At 32.4% G+C, this 18,661-nt stretch carries 16 protein-coding genes; 8 read left to right on the forward strand and 8 right to left on the reverse strand.

Annotated elements, in window-relative coordinates; genetic code table 11:
- Nucleotides 1-9 precede the first annotated feature (9 nt).
- From gap to HRU50_RS03710, 3 genes are all read right to left on the reverse strand, one after another.
- Nucleotides 10-1,011, reverse strand: a complete 1,002-nt coding sequence (gap, locus tag HRU50_RS03700) for a type I glyceraldehyde-3-phosphate dehydrogenase (protein WP_296348304.1) — start codon at nucleotides 1,009-1,011, stop codon at nucleotides 10-12.
- Between the two features lie 33 nt (nucleotides 1,012-1,044).
- Nucleotides 1,045-2,031 (reverse strand): 6-phosphofructokinase, encoded by a 987-nt coding sequence (pfkA, locus tag HRU50_RS03705; protein ID WP_296348306.1) that lies wholly within the window; start codon nucleotides 2,029-2,031, stop codon nucleotides 1,045-1,047.
- A 144-nt stretch (nucleotides 2,032-2,175) separates the two neighbouring features.
- Entirely contained in the window at nucleotides 2,176-6,564 is a 4,389-nt protein-coding gene (locus tag HRU50_RS03710) for a translocation/assembly module TamB domain-containing protein (protein ID WP_296348309.1), read from the reverse strand.
- A 182-nt stretch (nucleotides 6,565-6,746) separates the two neighbouring features.
- On the opposite strand from HRU50_RS03710, the gene tsaD reads away from it, so the two are divergent.
- From tsaD to HRU50_RS03730, 4 genes are all read left to right on the forward strand, one after another.
- Complete coding sequence (gene tsaD / locus HRU50_RS03715) at nucleotides 6,747-7,769, forward strand: tRNA (adenosine(37)-N6)-threonylcarbamoyltransferase complex transferase subunit TsaD (RefSeq protein WP_296348310.1); 1,023 nt, start codon at nucleotides 6,747-6,749, stop codon at nucleotides 7,767-7,769.
- A 1-nt stretch (nucleotide 7,770) separates the two neighbouring features.
- Complete coding sequence (locus HRU50_RS03720) at nucleotides 7,771-8,226, forward strand: hypothetical protein (RefSeq protein ID WP_296348312.1); 456 nt, start codon at nucleotides 7,771-7,773, stop codon at nucleotides 8,224-8,226.
- A 95-nt stretch (nucleotides 8,227-8,321) separates the two neighbouring features.
- The gene (locus HRU50_RS03725; RefSeq protein ID WP_296348314.1) at nucleotides 8,322-8,948 is read left to right on the forward strand and encodes a peptidylprolyl isomerase; all 627 of its coding nucleotides are present in this window, start codon (nucleotides 8,322-8,324) and stop codon (nucleotides 8,946-8,948) included.
- Nucleotides 8,948-9,658, forward strand: coding sequence for a 16S rRNA (uracil(1498)-N(3))-methyltransferase (locus HRU50_RS03730; protein WP_296348316.1), 711 nt, complete (start codon nucleotides 8,948-8,950; stop codon nucleotides 9,656-9,658). Before HRU50_RS03725 ends, HRU50_RS03730 begins: the two co-directional genes overlap by 1 nt.
- Here HRU50_RS03730 and HRU50_RS03735 read toward each other — a convergent pair.
- Nucleotides 9,653-10,378: a thioredoxin family protein gene (locus HRU50_RS03735; protein WP_296348318.1), complete on the reverse strand. Its 726-nt coding sequence runs from the start codon at nucleotides 10,376-10,378 to the stop codon at nucleotides 9,653-9,655. The genes HRU50_RS03730 and HRU50_RS03735 overlap by 6 nt on opposite strands.
- A 24-nt stretch (nucleotides 10,379-10,402) precedes the next feature.
- Here HRU50_RS03735 and HRU50_RS03740 point away from each other — a divergent pair, with 24 nt between their 5' ends.
- Genes HRU50_RS03740 through HRU50_RS03755 form a run of 4 tightly spaced genes read left to right on the forward strand, consistent with a single transcriptional unit; the run spans nucleotide 10,403 to nucleotide 13,936 of the window.
- Nucleotides 10,403-11,074: a DUF4159 domain-containing protein gene (locus HRU50_RS03740; RefSeq protein ID WP_296348319.1), complete on the forward strand. Its 672-nt coding sequence runs from the start codon at nucleotides 10,403-10,405 to the stop codon at nucleotides 11,072-11,074.
- A gap of 48 nt (nucleotides 11,075-11,122) precedes the next feature.
- Complete coding sequence (locus tag HRU50_RS03745) at nucleotides 11,123-11,623, forward strand: TrmH family RNA methyltransferase (protein ID WP_296348322.1); 501 nt, start codon at nucleotides 11,123-11,125, stop codon at nucleotides 11,621-11,623.
- Nucleotides 11,624-11,661: 38 nt separating this feature from the next.
- Nucleotides 11,662-12,750 (forward strand): AI-2E family transporter, encoded by a 1,089-nt coding sequence (locus tag HRU50_RS03750; RefSeq protein ID WP_296348325.1) that lies wholly within the window; start codon nucleotides 11,662-11,664, stop codon nucleotides 12,748-12,750.
- A 58-nt stretch (nucleotides 12,751-12,808) separates the two neighbouring features.
- Complete coding sequence (locus HRU50_RS03755) at nucleotides 12,809-13,936, forward strand: class I SAM-dependent methyltransferase (RefSeq protein WP_366927335.1); 1,128 nt, start codon at nucleotides 12,809-12,811, stop codon at nucleotides 13,934-13,936.
- Here HRU50_RS03755 and HRU50_RS03760 read toward each other — a convergent pair.
- From HRU50_RS03760 to HRU50_RS03775, 4 genes are all read right to left on the reverse strand, one after another.
- Nucleotides 13,926-14,330, reverse strand: coding sequence for a hypothetical protein (locus HRU50_RS03760; RefSeq protein ID WP_296348328.1), 405 nt, complete (start codon nucleotides 14,328-14,330; stop codon nucleotides 13,926-13,928). The genes HRU50_RS03755 and HRU50_RS03760 overlap by 11 nt on opposite strands.
- 213 nt (nucleotides 14,331-14,543) lie before the next feature.
- A complete protein-coding gene (gene pdeM, locus HRU50_RS03765; protein ID WP_296348330.1) occupies nucleotides 14,544-15,191 on the reverse strand; it encodes a ligase-associated DNA damage response endonuclease PdeM in 648 nt (215 codons plus the stop codon).
- Nucleotides 15,192-17,645 carry a ligase-associated DNA damage response DEXH box helicase gene (locus HRU50_RS03770; protein ID WP_296348332.1) on the reverse strand — a complete coding sequence of 818 codons (2,454 nt, stop codon included), beginning with the start codon at nucleotides 17,643-17,645 and terminating at the stop codon, nucleotides 15,192-15,194. It lies immediately after the preceding gene.
- On the reverse strand, nucleotides 17,642-18,661 hold a 1,020-nt coding region (locus HRU50_RS03775; RefSeq protein WP_296348334.1), incomplete at its 5' end, for a cisplatin damage response ATP-dependent DNA ligase. The genes HRU50_RS03770 and HRU50_RS03775, both read right to left, overlap by 4 nt.

Genomic DNA, 18,661 nt, shown 5'->3' on the forward strand with positions numbered 1-18,661 from the left:
AGATATTTCTTAAAGGCTATTTACCTTTTGAGCTAAGTCTACAAGTTTGTTTGAATATCCAAACTCATTGTCATACCAAGATATAAGCTTAAAGAATGTAGAATTAAGTTCTATACAAGCATCTGCATCAAATACACTAGTTTGTACTTCACTCACAAAATCTTGAGAAACTACAGCATCTTCAGTATATCCTAATACACCAGCCATAGCACCATTAGAGGCTTCTCTAACTGCCGCTTTAATCTCTTCTAAAGACGTTTCTTTTTTAGTCTTTACCGTTAAATCAACAACCGAAACGTCAGCCGTTGGTACTCTAAATGCCATACCAGTTAATGTACCATCTAATTCAGGAATTACTTTACCTACCGCTTTAGCAGCACCTGTAGACGTTGGGATAATATTGTTTAAAGCAGAACGTCCTAATCTGTAATTCTTACGAGAAGGTGAATCTACTGTATATTGCGTAGAAGTTGCTGCGTGAATTGTTGTCATTAATGCTTCTTCAATACCGAAGTTATCTTCAACAACTTTCGCTAAAGGAGCTAAACAGTTAGTTGTACAAGAGGCATTAGATACAATTGTATCAGCTGCAGTTAATTTATCATCATTAACACCCATTACAAACATTGGCGCATCTTTACTTGGTGCAGAAATAACAACTTTTTTAGCACCACCATCTATATGATATTGAGCAGTTTCTAAAGTTGTAAAAATACCTGTACACTCAGCTACTACGTCAGCACCAGCTTCATCCCATTTTAAAGTCTTAGGATCTTTTTCTGCAGTTACTCTAATTGATTTTCCATCAACCACTAAGTTACCGTCTTTTACTTCAACTGTTCCGTCGAATCTACCGTGAACTGAGTCATACTTTAATAAATATGCTAAATGCTCTACATCTAATAAATCGTTTATTGCTACTACATCAACATCATCTCTCTTTACTGTTGCTCTGAATACGATTCTTCCTATTCTACCGAATCCGTTAATTCCTAATTTTAAATTTGACATCTTTTCTATTAATTTAGTTTAAGTGTTTTAGTTTTATATTGACATTATATCTGAAACTCTAAGAAGTTCCATATTTATTTTTGATTTTCCTTTTACAGCTTGATCAAATGGTGTTAAATCCATAACATCATTTTTAAGACCTACCATGTAGCTGCTTTTACCTTCTAATAAGCTTTCTACTGCTTTAACTCCCATTCTACTTGCTAATACTCTGTCAAAACAAGATGGAGATCCACCACGTTGCATATGACCAAGTACAGATACACGCACTTCATACTCAGACATGTTGGCATCAACATAATCCTTTAATTCAAAGACGTTCTTTCCTGTTTTATCTCCTTCTGCAACAACCACAATACTAGAAGATTTACCAGATTGCTTACTTCGTCGTAAAGATTCTAATAACCTATCTAACCCTAAATCCTCTTCAGGAATTAAAATTTCCTCAGCACCAGCACCAACACCAACATTTAAGGCAATATGACCAACATCTCTACCCATTACTTCAATAAAGAATAAACGGTTATGAGAACTCGCTGTATCTCTAATTTTATCTATGACATCTACTACTGTATTCATTGCAGTATCATAACCCAATGTATGTGTAGTACCATAAATATCATTATCTATGGTTCCTGGAATACCCATTACCGGAAATCCAAACTCTTGATTAAAGATCATTGCCCCAGTAAAACTACCATCACCACCAACAACTACAAAAGCATCTATACCGGCTTTTTTAAGCTGTTCGTATGCCTTTTCTCTTCCTTCTTTAGTTCTGAATTCTTGAGAACGCGCAGACTTTAAAATTGTTCCTCCTTTATTGATAATACCTTTAACACTACGTGCATCCATTTTCTCAAAATCACCTTCTATCATTCCTTGGTAACCTCTATAAATACCGTAACATGCAATATTATGAAACGCACATGTTCTTACTACAGATCTTATTGCAGCATTCATACCTGGTGAATCACCACCAGAGGTTAAAACACCTATTTTCTTTATTGTATTTAGCATTATCTTTTAATTAATTTATGTAAAATTAAGAAACAATACACTTAAAAAAGTGACTAAAATCATAAAATAACAGTAGCGAAAACAATTCAAACGTTTTCGTTAATAAGTATTTTAATAAAATGTATTAATACTGAAATTTTAGGTCTAGGATTTCGTTTTCTTGGTCTTCATTGTCATATAGTCAGGCAACATTTTTTCTTTGTTTTCTTCCTCTTCCTTAGGGGTTTCTTCTTGAAGTTTATCTTTTCTGTTTTTACCTGAAAATATAATTTGAATTAACTCTTTAAAGGTATCAAACTCTACACTATATGAAAGTCCCAATCCTTGGGTGTAACCAATTTCTTCACCAAAGTTCCGAATCGTATTTTCTCGGTTAAAAACCTTAGCTCTCAACGTACCTTCTTCATTAAGTAAGAAGTCTATTTGTACATCACCAGTAAAAATGGTTTGTTGTGCTGCACCAAACGGAACACCAACTTTACCGTTTACCAATACTCTATCAGATATTTTAGTTTGCAAAGTAACTCCTACTCTACTGTTGGTTTGCAAATCTGGTGTGTTTTGACCAATCTCAACGTCAAGTCCAACATTAAGATTTTCATTATCACTTCCTAATAAGTTGTTTACTATTCCACTCAGTCTCTCTGCAATTGTACCTGACACATTTATATCATTAAACCCACTTGCAAAAGAACCTGTAGCCAAAAATATTAGTGCTTGATTGTCTTTTTCATCCTTGTTAGACAATCTATAATCCAACTCAGATTTAATAGTAGAATTTACAGAAGGAAACCTAAAATCAAACTCAGGATCTGGTTGCTCTAATTGTCCGGTTAAATAAATTTCAACCTCAACAGGGATAGTTTGACTTATAGGATTATCTAATAATACAGATGGATTTGCAGTTCCCTTATAAACAGCTTTTAAATCTATAGCTGCTTTAAGAGGTTCTCCTTCCCAAACTATAGTACCACCAGGTTCTACATCGAAACGCTTTTCAACCAAACCTCTATATTTAAAGTTATAAATACCTTGAAATACAGCAAAATCTCCCCACATATTAAAGGTTCCATTGGTATTAATCAAAAAGTTCAGGTTACCTTCACCACTGCCTTTAATAGTACTTCCGGATTCTTTATCTATGACAATTTCAATAGTTGCATCTTGTGTCACTTCTAAATCAAAATCTAACACTAATCCACTCACAGATATCTGTTCTTCAATAGCACCATTTATTCGGGCAGCTTTTTCTTCTGGTGTTATAAAATGGATATAAGAATTGTCACCGAAACTTTCAGAATCATTTAACGGAATGTAAAATTCCGTGCCCGACTCAGTTCTACCATTATTTACTTCAATGACTAATTTATCTGTTGGACCTTTTATTTCTGCTGAACCCGAAATAAATCCTGTACCATAGTACAATTCATCTTCAGACTCTTCAGTATTTAAGACCAATAAACGATCTGTTGACAAGTCTAGTCCCAACTCCCAATCTGAGAAATTATTATGTTGAATAAAACCATTGAGATAGCCTTGTGAGAAATACTTAGAGTCTGTCATAGCAACATTATTAAAAATAAATTGCTGCTCTTTTAAGGTCACTTTAGAATCAAAATCAAAACCGTAGTCTACATTAAGATAAGGTATAGAAAGACCTGCTCTATCCATAAGCAATTGTCCGTCTATACTAGGTTTATTTAGATTACCTGTAACCCTAGCATCACCTGAGACTAATCCTCTAATATTACTAATAACACCTTCACCTAGCGGATTTAGAGGATCTAGAAGAAACTCGTCAAAAGCTACATCTACATTAATAGTAGGGTTTCTCTCTTGTACATCAATACTGCCTTTAGCTAAAAAGGATGTCAAATTATCATTAATTAAAGAAACGTCAACATTGTAATTAGTCAAGGAATTATCACCTTGCACTTTTGCAGATAAGTCTCCTAAGTCATAATCATTTACAAAAAGGCTACTTACTTTAATATCGGATTTAGGTAAATAAACACCATCATTTTGCGTGATATTGACTTTGCCATCAACAACACCTTTTAAAGCCAAACTATCTATTTTAGGTGTAATTTTCACCAACTCGACATCCTTAAAACCAACGGTGACATTCTTATTAATGGAATCTTTGATATTACCAGACAGAACAATTTCTTCATCGCCTTGACTTGCCTTAATAGGAAAAATATCAAATGATTTAAACTTTCTGTCAAAAACCACCTTGTTAAGTGTATCCTTTTGCGAATTAATAAGCCATTGGAATCCTTTAAAGTTTAAATCAGATTTCTTAAAGCCTAATACCGATTTGTTGGCTTCATTTATGGTATAATACATATTGAGATTATAATCATCTCTGTTCTTTTTACCACCTTTAAATTCTGACTTAATTAATAAAGTATCTCTTTTAGTTACATTGACTAAAGTAAAATTGGATGCGTCATATATCCCTGTACTTAAACTGTCAATTTCTATGAAGGTATTATATAGCCGATTGCTATTATCAACCTCTACTAATAAATCGTTTGCAAAATATTTTTGGTACTTGATTTCTGGTGAATTAAAGGTCAACCTAAAAGCCTCTGCTTCAGTTTCAATTCTTCCTTCTATAAATGTATCTTTAGATAAGGTTAAGTCTTTGAATAATACTGCAGCTATTTTAGAATAAATATTAAACTTAAAATTGAGATATTGTCCTTCTTCTAAATCATTTGGAACATAATTGGTGTAGATACTTCCGATAGAATTTTCAACAAGCTTTAATATTTCTTTTACCTTGTACTTCCCTGTGATATTACCACTAATAATATCTGGAGAGTTAACTGTAATAGTACGTTCATCACCTTTAAAAGAGGACACGATATCAAAATCTGTAAATCGATATTTACTATCTTGATTTTTATAAGTCGTATTTTTGATTCTTATGGCACCAGTTGCAGTATCATAATCTGACCCTGTCGCAGAAATATTCACTAAGCCTCTAAATTCTGAAATACTATCTCGTTCTACAAAATTAAGTACATTTAAATCTGCGTAACCTACATTAGCTCTAAAGTCATACTTCTTTTGTTCTTGAGAATAATCAATTAAACCATCAAAATCTAATTGAAGATTGGGATCGTTCGCATTTAGTTTACCATTAAAAATTTTATTCCCCAAATTCCCATAAACATTAACACCTATGTATGTATAGTTATTGTATACTAGGCTATATACATCACCTTTAATATCAGTTTTAAGATTATCTAAAACAAATCCTTTTCCATCGACATCTAAATTTGCTGAAACATATTTAGCTTTAGGATCATTGACCATTGCACCAATATCAAATTCTTCAAAAATGATTTTACCTATATAACTTGCATTATCAATATCGTCAAAATCTGTGATTTCTAAATTAGACTTTACTAGACCCAAGTCTGTATTAATATTAATATCTGCATCTATCTGTTTGGAGGTTATTAAAGAATTACCATTAATTCTAAAATTTCCAACTTTAGATAATACTGTTGGTATTGAGTTTCCTAAGATCTTAGGCAGAAGTGCTGTTAAATCATAGTAATTCGAGGCTAAATTTTTAAAGTCGCCTTCTATAGCGAAGTCTTCGTCATCTTTTTTAAACAAATTTCTAAACTTAATATCACCAATAATTCGTGTATTTCTAGTGGTACTAACCTTTAGATTCTTAGCGTATAAGTCATTTAGTGTTCCGGATAAATCAGTATCTAGACTTGCAATTTGATTAACACCAAACTCATCAAAAAATGCATTCAATTCTGTTAGTGAAATCTTGGAATCCTTAAAATTTGCTGTAACCTCAACTTTATCAGTAAAGTCTTTTAAGTCTTCACGCTTATAATCAAATCGTAAGTTTCCCGTAAGCTCCGAATCTTTAGTTTCAATTTTTAACCCGTTAAAATTCATGTGAGATAGTGTATACTCAAAATTTGCCATAAGATTATCTACGACAACTCCTCTACTATCTCTAAAACTAAATGTATTTATTCTTGTACTAACATCAGGACCACTTATCAAAAAGTCCGTTGTGTTAGCATTTAATTGTGACAGTTTGAAAATCTGAGGATTTTCGAGATTTTCATCTATCAACTGAAAAACTCCTTCTTCGATAGACATATCACTCGATGAAAACAAAAACTTACTTGGACCAACTCTAGGATTATCATCCTCAAACTTTTCTACAAAAACATCTAAATTTGTATCATTTTCATCTTCATAGGTTTTTAGATTGAAAAACAAATTTTGAATATCTATATCGCCAAGATTGAATTTACTGTTATATAAATTCCTAAAACTTATAATTGAACTATTGAGTTCACCAATGCTAATTAAGGTATCCTTCTTATGATCTCTAATAAGAATTTCCTTAAGTTCAATATCACCATTAAGCTGAAGACCAACTTTGCCAATAGTAATATCTGTTTTAAAATCATCATTAACTGTTTTGGTAGCGTATTTGCCAAGTTTAGTTTGAACAGCTGGAATACCAAGTATCAAAAACACAATGAAAAATAACAACAGGATAATCCCTGCTATTTTACCTAATATTTTTAGTACTTTTTTGATAAGCCTTTACTTATATGATTGATGAAAAATTCATGTACTTTTGTCCTTTAATTACGTCTGTGACGCGATTTTGGACTATAGCTGTAAAATTAACAATTATTGTGCCTTAATTCTTAAATATGGAAAAAGAAAAAATTTACATTATTGGTATAGAATCTTCTTGCGATGACACCTCTGCAGCTGTACTTTGTAACGATAAAATTTTGAGCAATGTTGTGGCTGACCAAAAAATTCATGCAGAATATGGTGGTGTTGTACCAGAATTGGCTTCTAGAGCGCATCAACAGAATATTGTTCCGGTTGTAGACCAAGCTCTAAAAAAGGCAAATATTAATAAAGAACAACTCAGTGCTATTGCCTTTACAAGAGGTCCAGGCTTAATGGGTTCTTTATTGGTTGGCACATCATTTGCCAAATCTTTAGCCTATGGATTAGATATACCTTTAATTGACGTGAATCATATGCAAGCGCACATATTAGCGCACTTTATAGAAGAAGAAAACTACAGCAAACCACCTTTTCCTTTTTTAGCAATGACCATTTCTGGTGGACATACTCAAATTGTTAAGGTTACCGATCATTTTAATATGCAAGTATTGGGTGAAACCATAGATGATGCTGTTGGTGAAGCTTATGACAAAAGTGGAAAAGTTTTAGGACTTGGTTATCCTGCAGGTCCTGAAATTGATAGACGTGCTCAATTAGGAAATCCGAAAGCTTATAAATTTACAAAGCCAAAAGTAGATGGTTTAAATTTTAGCTTTTCAGGGTTGAAAACAGCCATATTATATTTTGTTCAACGTGAAACTAAGGCGAATCCAAACTTTGTAAAAGAAAACCTCAACGATATTTGTGCTTCAATACAATATACAATTATCGGTATTTTAATGGATAAACTAAAACTGGCAGTAAAACAAACCGGAATAAAACATATTGCAATTGGTGGTGGCGTTTCTGCAAATTCTGGCATAAGAAAAGCGCTTAAAGATGCTGAACATAAATTTGGTTGGACCACATACATACCTAAATTTGAATACACTACAGACAATGCCGCAATGATTGCCATAGTTGGTTATTTAAAATATTTGAAGAAAGATTTCTCTGATTTTGATGTAATGGCAACAGCTCGATTAAAGATTTAGAATGCTAACTTTTATTTCTAAATCATACCAAATTTTCTGGATAGTTGCAGGATTTCTTGTTATTTCTAGTATCGTACTATCAAATTATGATTTTACCTTTGATATTAATGTTCATGACACCTACTTTGTGATTCATTATGCACATCTGCTTCTATTTTTAGCAATTATCTATGCTGCCTATGGTGTCATTTATTGTGTAATAAAAATGCTTAAACTAGAATTACTTAAACTAGTAAGACGTTTTCATATGATAACAACAGTACTGATAGTTCCTTTAGACTACTCTATTCGTTTGTTAATAGATTACTTTACGACACCCAGTTGGCCATTATCTGATAATTCTGGTTTGAAAGATATAATAACAATGGTACTAATTGCACTCTTCCTTTTTGCACAATTAGTGTTTATAATTGACCTAATCTTTGCTCTATTTAGAAAGTATATCATTAAAACATGAATTGTTAAAACATCTGTTGATAAGCTAAATACAATTTCCTAGATGACATTTTAAAATTTAGTTGCTTTGTTATACAAATCAATTTATATAAAAAAATGAGATTGCTATTCATCACCTTACTTATTATTCCTTGTTTTAGTTTAGCACAAGAATCTTTAGAAAAAGAAATAGATTCTATTAATACCGAAGAACAGGCCAAGTCTTATATTAAAGAGCACAAAGCTGCTAAAGGAAAGTTCTATGTTTTCAATAAACAAAAACATAAGACACGATTAGCTAGTGATTTGTTCAAACTCTCTAAAGGTGGCACTAAGGTTGTAAAGACTGAATTCAAGAAAACCTATTATAAAATCATAGATAAAGAAAAAGTGACCCATTATAGAGCTAGTTATATCTTTTTTGATGGTTCAAAACTTTCAAAAGAAGAGATTGATGCTAAACGTAGAAAAATTATTTCGCAATATCAACAAGGCTATAAATTTAGTAGACTTGCTGAGATTAATTCTATGGACATCAATGCTAAACGTGGTGGAGATTTAGGCTGGTTTCCTGAAGGCGAAATGCATCCAGAATTTGAAGAAGCTCTGCTAGAACATGATAATGGCGATATCTTTACCTTAGATATTGAAGAAAAGAAATGGCATTATGTTATCCTAAAAACTCACGACGCTAAGGATATTGAAGAAATAAAAGTTCTTAAACTTTCAGAAACGAATAATTAATGCAGTTATTTTTCAATCCCAACATATCTGATAGTGACACTTCTTTTAGTTTTGATAAGGACGAAAGTCGACATATAGTAAAGGTGCTCAGAAAGAAAGTTGGTGATACGCTTTACATCACAAATGGAAAGGGTTATTTGTTTGAAGCAGAACTAACACTTTCAGATTTAAAGCATTGTTCGGTTACGATTACATCAGCAAGTTTCCATAACAAAAGACCATTTAAACTTCATCTTGCGGTAGCTCCTACAAAAATGAATGATCGTTATGAGTGGTTTTTAGAAAAAGCTACTGAAATTGGTATTGATGAGATTACACCAATTATATGTGATAATAGCGAACGAAAAGTGGTAAAGTTAGAACGGTTTGAAAAGATTTTGCAATCAGCGATGAAACAGTCCTTACAGTATTACTTGCCAAAACTCAACGAACCTTTAAGTTTTAAAGCCTTTATAGAGACCTATAATACATCACAAAAATTTATTGCGCATTGTGAAGAAACAGACAAAAAATCGCTTAAAACAGAAATAAAAACTAAAGAAGATTGTCTAATTTTAATTGGTCCTGAAGGTGACTTTAGCGTTAAAGAAATTACAATGGCTTTGCAACACAATTTTATTCCTGTAACTTTGGGTAATACGCGATTAAGAACAGAAACTGCTGCCATTGTGGCTTGCCATTCAGTTCAATTTATAAATGAAGGATTATAACTTTATTTGGCTTGCACCGAAAATATCTAATGTATCATTTTCAACTAATGCAATTACTGTAAGCTCATCTGAAGACTCTACTACATCTGGAATATCAATAGTTACAATACCTGATAAGTCCTTAAGCTCATTTTCAATACTGTTAATGACAATATTAGTATTTAATAATTCTCTATTTATATTTTCACCTCTTTTAATAGAAGTTTTGCGCTCATTAATCACCAAAATAAATCGAATTTTCTTTTGGGTTACATTACCAGTAACTGCATAATTCAATTTTACCTTTTCAGCTGTTTTAGTAATTTTAGAAAGTCTAACAGTATTTAAGTTTTTCTTTTTAGAATAATACCTCAACTTGGTATATAACAAACTCTTATTTGAGCCTACAATATGCTCTTGACCATTTATAACGAGTTGTGGTGTATAAATTGTGCTGCTGTTAAACTTATTACTGTAGAGTTTTTGTCTTTCGGTATATTTTTTAGCACTAAAAGGGTCATCCCATCCTATATAATTCCAATAGTCAACATGATACGATAAAGCAATAATCTTATCATTTTTGACTTCATCCAATAACCTATCTGCTGGCGGACAACTAGAACAACCTTGTGAAGTAAACAATTCTAGAACAACAATATTATCAATTTCAGAATCGTATTTTTCTCTATTGAATACGATAATGGAAAAAATGGTAAAAAAAGTTAATAAAGTAGACTTCATAGAATTTCTTTTTACTTTTGAATTATGTTTTATATGTCGAAAAAATATTATCTACTTACAATTTTATTGTTTGCGTTTTTTGGTAACTCATTCCTTCATTTGCATTCACAAGAAGTTGCTGTGTTGAAATATAATGGTGGTGGCGATTGGTATAGTAACCCAACTGCGCTACCTAATTTGGTAAAATATTGCAATGACAATATTGACACCAATATTAATGAGAACATACAAACCGTAGAAGTTGGTAGTACTGATATTTTTCAATATCCATTTTTACACATGACAGGTCACGGTAATGTCTTTTTTAGTGATGATGATGCAGAAAATCTGAAGAACTACTTAATCTCAGGTGGCTTCTTACATATTGATGATAATTATGGGATGGAACCATACATTACCAAAGAGCTAAAAAAAGTATTCCCTAATATAGATTTAGTGGAAATTCCAAAAGATCATGAGATTTTTAATACTGCCTTTAAATTCCCTAATGGATTACCAAAAATTCATGAACATGACGGTAAAGCACCTCAAGCACTTGGCATTTTTTATGAAGATAGACTAGTGCTTTTATTCACCTTTGAAAGCGATTTAGGTGATGGTTGGGAAGACCAAGAAGTACATAATGATCCTGAAGATGTTAGAGAAAAGGCCTTAAAAATGGGAGCTAATATTATTAAATATGCTTTTGAAAATTAACTAATTACTTTTTACTAAAAACTAGGAATTAACTTCCAACATCCAAAAGTGCAACTCACCCATTATAATTCAAACTTTAATAAAAAAACACATCCAATCACACTAGTCTGTGATAATATTACTAACGCCCCAAATATTGGAAGTTTATTTAGAATAGCAGATGCTTTTGGTATTGAGAACATCATATTTTGCGGAGATAATATTCCTATTGGGAGACGTATGACTAAAACTTCGCGCTCAACAGAAAAATACGTCAACTACCTAATTGAAGAAAATATATCAAATGTTGTAGAAGATTTGAAAGTATCGCATCACCTTATTGCTTTAGAAATCACCGAAAACAGTGAGGAATTAACAACTTATCACTTAAAAACTGACAAACCCATTGCGCTTATATTAGGCGATGAAGTCTTTGGTGTCTCAGAACACATTTTAAACAAATGTGATGATATAGTACACATTAATATGTTTGGCAACAATAGCAGTATGAATGTCGTTCAAGCAACAGCAATCAGTTTATACGAACTAACACGACAACTTCATTTATAAAATTTGTCATGCTGAATATATTTCAGCATATTTGACTCATGGACTCAAAAATCATTTCTAACGGTATACTTAGAGCAATTGGTATTATTCTTGGAGTAGCTGTAGTACTCTATTTTCTGTACAAAATACAATCCGTAATTATATACATTGTAGTTGCGGCTGTTATCTCACTTATTGGTCGTCCGATTGTGCTGTTTTTAAGAAGAAAATTGAAGTTTAAAAACACATTTGCGGTCATCACCACAATGCTATTATTCGTGAGTCTAATTATTGGTTTAATTGGCATGTTTATTCCACTTATTGTAGATCAAGGTGAGAAACTTTCGCTTTTAAATATTCAAGAATTAGAAGGTAATATTGAAGACTTATACCATCAGTTTACTACCTATTTTGAACTTAATAGTATTGACGTTGAACAATCCATAAAAGACTCAAATCTATTATCTAAACTAGACTTTGCGGTCATTCCTGATTTTTTCAATAGGCTCGTAAGTGGTTTAGGTAGTTTTAGTATAGGATTATTTTCGGTGATTTTCATTTCGTTTTTCCTTCTAAAGGATAGTAAGTTGTTAGAAGAAAGCATGATGTCATTAGTACCTTCTGGAAATGAAAAACGATCTCGACGTTCATGGAACACGATTAAAGATTTGTTGTCTCGTTATTTTGTTGGACTCATCTTTCAGATTTTAATCCTATTCGTCATATACACTTTAGTCCTGCTCATTTTTGGAATTGACAACGCAGTTGTTATTGCTTTTTTATGTGCATTATTAAATCTAGTGCCTTATGTTGGGCCATTGGTAAGTGGTTTTTTAATGTTGCTTTTAAGTATGTCTAGTAACTTAGGTGAAAGCTTTAGTGATGTCATTTTACCGAAGACTCTTTATGTAATGATTGGTTTTATTATCGCTCAGTTGGTGGATAATTTCTTCTCACAGCCATTTATATTTTCTAAGAGTGTAAAATCGCATCCACTTGAAATTTTCCTAGTAATTATAATTGCAGGTATTTTATTTGGAATTGTGGGTATGATTGTTGCTATCCCAGTCTACACAGCAATTAAAGTCATTCTAAAAGAGTTTTTATCAGATCATAAAGTTGTGGATAAACTCACTAAGGATTTATAATGTCGTCTTGAACAAGCATATTTTAAATACTGAAATACAAGAGTTTATAAACCAAAATATGAAATCTGATATTTCTGGTTTATTACTAAAAGGTATTGCATTCGAAAATGTATCATCTAAGGAAATCATTGAGCAGATTGAGGCCAAAAAAAGATGTGAAAAGAAACTTCCGACTTGGTTTAATACTCAAGGAATTTATTTCCCAAACAAACTAAACATAGAACAGACGTCTTCAGAAAAAACTGCTGACTATAAGGCTAAGTTAGTTTCTGGGAAATCACTTATTGACCTTACTGGTGGTTTTGGTATAGATTCATATTATTTTTCTAAGCAAATTGAAACAGTCGTTCATTGCGAAATTAACAAGGCACTTTCAGAAATCACCTCATATAATTATAACGCTTTAAATGCCTTAAACATCACTTGTTTAAATGAAAATGGTATTGATGCATTAAAACGTTTAGATAAACCTTTTGATTGGATTTATTTAGATCCTTCGAGACGAGACGCAACTAAAAAGAAAGTGTTTCTTTTAGCCGATTGTGAACCTAATGTCAAAACTTTTAAAGGTCTTTTCTTAAAGTACGCTGAGAGTGTGATGATTAAAACATCGCCACTATTAGATATAAAGGCCTCTTTAAATGACATAAACAATGTAAAAGAAATACATATTGTAGCTGTTAATAATGAAGTTAAAGAACTATTATGGTTATTAAAACGCGATTATGTGGGTGATGTTCGGATAAGGACAGTAAATATCACTAAACCAAATACTCAGAAATTTGACTTTATTCATAAAGAGGAAGCACATTTTAATGCCACTTATTCCTTACCAAAGAAGTATCTTTTTGAACCAAATGCCTCTATTTTGAAAGCTGGAGCATTCAATTCGATAAGTTACAATCTAAACCTCAACAAACTTCACAAGCACTCACATCTTTATACATCAGACGAGCTTATCGACTTTCCTGGTAGACAATTTGTAATACAAAAAGTAATTCCTTTTAATAAAAAGCTATTTTCTAAAGAAGGTATTACAAAAGCCAATATTACTACTAGAAACTTTCCTGTCTCTGTTAATGATATCAGGAAGAAACTTAAAATAAAAGATGGCGGTGACCTTTACCTATTTTTTACAACAGATATTGATAATAAAAAGATTATTCTCAAATGTACTAAAGTATAGTTGGTGTATAAGATACAATCGTATTATCTGGCGCTATTTCAATATCATAAGCCATACACGTATTCATTTGTAATACAACTTTATCGTCATTTACCATAGTTTGATTTGCATCTAAAGAGAATAATACTTCACCAGGCGCAAAAGATGCCCAAGAGGTTGTTGTATTTGGTGGAATATTTGGTATATCAACTAAAACAAGACCATTAGTATCAACAACTTTTAAATGATACGTTGATGTACCATTGTTAACAACTCTAGTTATTGGATCACTATCTAAACAGGTTTCGTTTTCATTGACATTTAAGTCAAAATCGTCCTCTATATCATTCAATGAGCAGGTCGAAAACATGATAAAAAGAAAAACAAAAATGGATAAGTTAAGTAGGTTTTTCATGGATATAAATTTTTAATATTATTTAGTCAGATTTGCATCTGTTTTTATCAATAATTTGGGTTTTACAAATTTAACAAATTAATAAATATTAACAGTTTAAAAACATATTTATTCGGTAAAATGCATATTTAAGTAGGAATTATTTTTTAATTAGGGTTTTAAAAGTTTAAGAATTCACCATATATGACCTTAATAAAACATAAGTAAAAATCTCTAGAACCTAGTGATTGAAGTATCAGTAAAAGCATATAAAATGGCGTCTTTTGGTGTATTTTTAGTATTAAGTCCAGTAAACAAACTGAACGCAGGTAGAATGAGTTGATGTTTTGTAATTTGATAACATGGCAATTTTAGGCTTTGTTTACCTTTACCTTTTAACAAAATGCCAGGATGTAAATGTCCTGAAATCTTAAAGTTATCAGTTTGAATCTCTGAAATATCGTGAATAAATGTGAATGGATTAATTTCTAATTTTGATAAGACTTTAATATTTAAGTCATCCATCAAAGATTTCGACTGCCGGTCATGATTTCCTTGAATTAAAATAATTTTCAACTCAGGAAACTGTTGTAACCAGCTTTTGAAAGTGGTTATATCACTATTGCGTTCGGCATGAAACAAATCACCAACTATATAAAGCCTTTGTGGTTTAAAATGGTTAATTAATTCTTTTAATCGCTGCAAATCTCTTTGAAGAATCTCATCTGGCATAGGAATACCATGCTTTCTGAAATGAGCTGTCTTACCTATATGTAAATCAGATAAAATCAATGCGTGTTCTCGTTGCCAATATAAAGCGCGCTGATTGGTAAGGATTAATTCCTCATTTTTAATGGTGATATGTTCTTTAACTATATGCAATCAATCAATTTTAAAAGCTTGTTCTTTTATACGTTGAATACGTTTATCTAAACTTTCATTGCTCATTGTACCTCTTAAACTATCAACCTTTAATGGAAAGCTCAATGGTGTAAATGATTTAGCGTGTTTTACTATGATCTTACTCTTAGAAATACGATCAAAAGCCTGTTGCAATCTTGCTTCTTCCAATTGCTGATTAAAGACTTCTGTATATGCTTGACGTAACAATAAATTATCTGGTTCATAATCTTCTAAAACTCTAAAAATTAGACCCGATGATGATTGTAAACTCTTATTGTTTTTTCTTGTACCTGGTTGTGATTGCACTACTAAACCAGCTATTACAGCAATATCTCTAAATTTACGAGACGCCATTTCGGAAGCATTAATACTAGCAATAACATCATCCATTAAATTATCTTTACCCAATAACGTTTCAATATTAGAATCATCAACTGGAATCGGTTGATCACTCAACAATTCAAAGCCATAATCGTTCATGGCAATGGTAAATGTGAGTTCTTTTAATTTACTGATTCTGTAAGCCATTAATGAAGAAAACACCTCATGTACTAATCTACCTTCAAAAGGATACATAAATAAATGATACCCATCTTTAGTCTCTATTAACTCTACTAAAAACTCATCAGCTTTAGGAATATGCGAATGCTTATCTTGCCTTGACACTAGTGGATTCAGAAATCGAAGTTCTTTCTCTAAACGACTGGGAAGCAAAGCATCTGATAGCTTCAATCTTAAATAATGACTCAAATGAGATGTTAACGGTAATCTTCCGCCGAGCCAACTAGGAGATATCGCTTTTTTTGCTTTACTACGTCTCACTAAAACAGTCATATCTTTGATTTGCACCAATTCTAAAACTCTTCCTGCTAAAATAAAACTATCACCAGGTTTCAATTTTGAAATAAAAAATTCTTCAATCATGCCTATATAACCGCCAGTTTTATATTTTACCATGACATTAACCTCACTGACAATAGCACCTATATTCATGCGGTGGAGCATACTAATACGTCTGCGCTTCACCTTGTATTTTCCATCATCATCTAAAATAACTTTATGAAATTCTTCATAAGACTTTAACGTTTTTCCGCCTTTGGTAATAAAATGTAAGCACCATTGCCAATCATCTTTAGTAATGTACTGAAAAGCATGCACCGCTTTAATTTGATGAAATAACTCTTCGGAATTAAAACCTTCACCAACCGCTAATGTTACCATAAATTGTACCAGGACATCAAAAGTGAGTACCATCGGATCTCTAGCTTCAACACGCTTTTCTTTAATTGCTGCTTTTAATGCAGAAACCTCTACTAACTCTAAAGAATGTGTCGGAATAAAATAAATCTTTGAACGCTCAAATGGTGAATGACCACTACGACCCGCACGCTGCATAAAACGTGCAACACCTTTAACGGATCCAATCTGAATCACACAATCTACAGGTTTAAAATCTACACCTAAATCTAATGAGGAAGTACAAACCACAGCTTTCAAATAACCAGAAGAAATATTGTCTTCTATCCAATTTCTAAGTTTCTTATCTATAGAACCATGATGAATGGCTAAAAGTCCCGCAAGGTCGGGCTGCGCATTCAATAAAAGTTGATACCAAAGTTCTGCTTGTCCGCGTGTATTCGTAAAAATTAGAGTTGTTGTATTGGCAGCTATAATTGGAAGAATCTTGTCTACCATACTAGCACCTAAATGTCCAGCCCATGGCAACACTTCAATTTGGTCTGGTAAAACTGAAATGATATCCAATTTTTTCTGTTGTTTGGCAGTGACCTGAGTAATCTTCAAATCATCGTAAGGCAAAAGAACATGCTTTGCTTCCTCTAAATTGCCTATAGTTGCCGTAATTCCCCAAATTCTCAACTTAGGTGAATAGCGCTTTAATTGTGATATCGCTAACTCTGTAAGCACACCACGTTTGTTACCAATAAGTTCGTGCCACTCATCAATAGCCACGCATTTCACATTACTAAACCATTTCGAATTCTTCTTTTGTGAGAACAATAAGTGCATTGTTTCTGGTGTTGTTAACAACACATCGGGCATTAGTCGTTCTTGCTTGCGTCTTACTGCAGTTGGTGTATCACCATTTCGTACTTGTACTGACCAGTCTAAACCTATTTCATCGACTGCTTCTGTCATAGCTTTGGCAAGATCCTTAGCTAAGGAACGTAAAGGACTTATCCATAGTAATTTTAATCCTTTTGAATACTGATTTGGCTGGTTTAAATAGTCTATGACCACTGCAAGAAACACCGAAAATGTTTTCCCAAAACCAGTCGGTGCCACAACCATTCCTGAATACCTATTAGAAAAACGCTGCCAGGTCTGTAATTGGAAAGGAAATGGTGCTTGGCCTTTTTCTGCCATCCAATTGTTTATTATTCTTAGACCTTCACTTTCTTTAAATTGACTCAAGGTGTAGTAATTAGTTGTTTTACTGTTTCTATGGTATCAATCTCATCTACTGGTTTATCTTTTCGCCATCTAGAAATACGAGGAAAACGTAAGGCAACACCAGATTTATGACGATTGCTTAGTGCGATTCCTTCAAATGCTATCTCAAACACTAATTCTGGCTTTACCGTTCTTACTGGTCCAAATCGCTCAATAGCATTTTTATTTACCCATTGAGATATTTCTGTAATTTCTTTATCGGTTAATCCAGAATATGCCTTAGCTACAGTAACTAAGGCATCACCTTTCTTCACAGCGAATGTATAGTCCGTGTACTTAGAACTTCGTCGTCCACTACCCTTTTGAGCATATATCATTACAACATCGATTGTCAATGGATCAACCTTCCATTTCCACCAGTCGCCTTTTTTTCGCCCTGTATGGTAGGCTGATTGCTTCATCTTTAGCATTAAGCCTTCACTATTAATCGCTCTTGAATCACTTCGAATAGCATGAAGTTCTTCCCATTTTTTAAAATTCACCAGAAAAGATAATTTGATATGTTCTGGCAATGCCACTGAATTAAATAAAAACTCTAACTGTTCACGACGTTTTACAAAAGCTATTTCACGAATATCATTACCATTGTATTCTAAAATATCATAAGCTTTAAAGCCAACAGGAACATCTTCTAAAAGTTTCTTGGTCACATTCTTACGATTAAGACGTTTTTGCAAATCATTGAATAACAGTACGTCATTGCCTTTCATGGCCAGAATTTCTCCATCAATTACAAAATCATCCTTGAAGTTTTGCATGGCTAATACCAATTCAGGAAACTGTTTAGTGACTAATTCTTCACCTCGCGACCATATATAAATTTCATTATTACGCTTTACTATCTGACCTCTAATACCATCCCATTTTTGTTCTACAATCCAATCTTGGGGTTGCCCTAAATCTTCAAGCTCCTTTTCTAGTGCATAGGCTAAACAAAACGGATAAGGTTTAGAATTATCATAATTAATATGTTTACC

The organism is Winogradskyella sp. (genome assembly GCF_013213835.1).
Classification (GTDB): domain Bacteria; phylum Bacteroidota; class Bacteroidia; order Flavobacteriales; family Flavobacteriaceae; genus Winogradskyella.